General features: G+C 73.6%; 1 protein-coding gene. It reads left to right on the plus strand.

What is annotated here, in order from left to right; all coding sequences use genetic code 11:
* On the plus strand, positions 1 to 1,490 hold a 1,490-nt coding region (locus tag ACZ60X_RS43885), incomplete at both ends, for a polyketide synthase dehydratase domain-containing protein (protein WP_469611451.1).

Below are 1,490 nucleotides of genomic sequence, written 5' to 3' on the forward strand. Positions count from 1 at the left end.
GTACAGTTCCACCACACCATCACCCACCTCCTGACCACCGGACACACCCACTTCATCGAAACCAGCCCCCACCCCGTCCTCACCACACCCCTCCAGCAAACCGCCGACACCACCGACACCACCACCCAGACCGTCGTCATCCCGACGCTGCGACGCGACCACGACGGCCCGACCCAGTTGGCCATCGCCCTGGCCCAGGCCCGGACGTCCGGCCTCACCGTCGCGAGCGGCCCACGCCCCGGCCCGCACCCGGTGCTGCCGTCGTACCCCTTCCAGCACGAGTCGTACTGGCTGCACCCTGCTGCCGCGGCCTCCACCGCTCCCGGACAGACCAGCACGGGCCACCCGCTCGTCGCGGCCGCGGTCGAACTGGCCGGCGGCTCGGGACACGTCCTCACCGGGCAGGTGTCCACGGCCACCCAGCCGTGGCTGAGCGACCACGCCGTCCACGGCACCGTCCTGCTGTCCAGCACCGCCTTCCTGGAGATGGCCCTGCGATCGGGCCAGGAGGTCGGCAGCGAGTACGTCGAGGACCTCACGCTGGAGGTCCCGCTGGTGATCGACGAGGGCGACGCGATCCGGCTGCAGGCCGTGGTGGAGGAGCCGGACGACGACGGACGCCGGGCTTTCGCTGTCTACTCAAGGTCCGCCGAGGCCCCGGTCGACGCGCCGTGGATCCGTCGGGCCGGCGGCTCACTCACCTCCGTACCCGCTTCCGCTCCCACCGCGGGGCCCCGCGACGGGACCGATACCGGGGCCGCCGCCTGGCCGCCGGCCGGCGCCGTCCCGATCGACCTCGGCGATGCCTACGAGCGGCTGGGTGCCAGGGGCTACGACTACGGGCCGGCCTTCCAGGGTCTGCGCGCCGCCTGGCGGTCGGGCGACGACGTGTACGCCGACGTGGTGCTGCCCGACCGTGAGCAGTCCCTGTCGTACTGCCTGCATCCTGCGCTGCTGGACGCCGCCCTGCATCCCATCGCCCTCGGCCTGCTTCCCGGCCAGGAAGACGGTGTGCTGCCGTTCGCCTGGAGCGGGGTGTCACTGCACGCCGTGGGCGCGGACACGCTACGGGTGCGGCTGTCGCCGGCCGGGGCCAACACGGTGGCCATCACCGTCACGGACGCGGCGGGCGCGCCCGTCGCCGACATCGCGTCTCTCGCGTTGCGGCCGGTCGACACCGAGCGACTGCGCGGCACCGCGGGCGCCGGCGTGCCGTTCTCGGTGGAATGGACGCAGGTCGACGCGCCGGCCGGACCGGGGCTGCCGACCGAGGCGGTGGAGGTGTTCCTCGTCCGCAACGACGGTGACAAGAGCCTCGAAGCGGACCCGGTGGCGGCGGCGCACGCGGTGAGCGAGCGGACGCTGGCGCGGCTCCAGGAATGGCTCCGGCGGGAGCGCACCCCCGACGAACACCTCGTCATCCTCACCCACGGCGCGGTATCGACCGGCCCCCACGACCCCCTCCGCGACCTCGCCGCCGCCACCGCCTG

This window comes from Streptomyces sp. NPDC104106 (assembly GCF_055584345.1).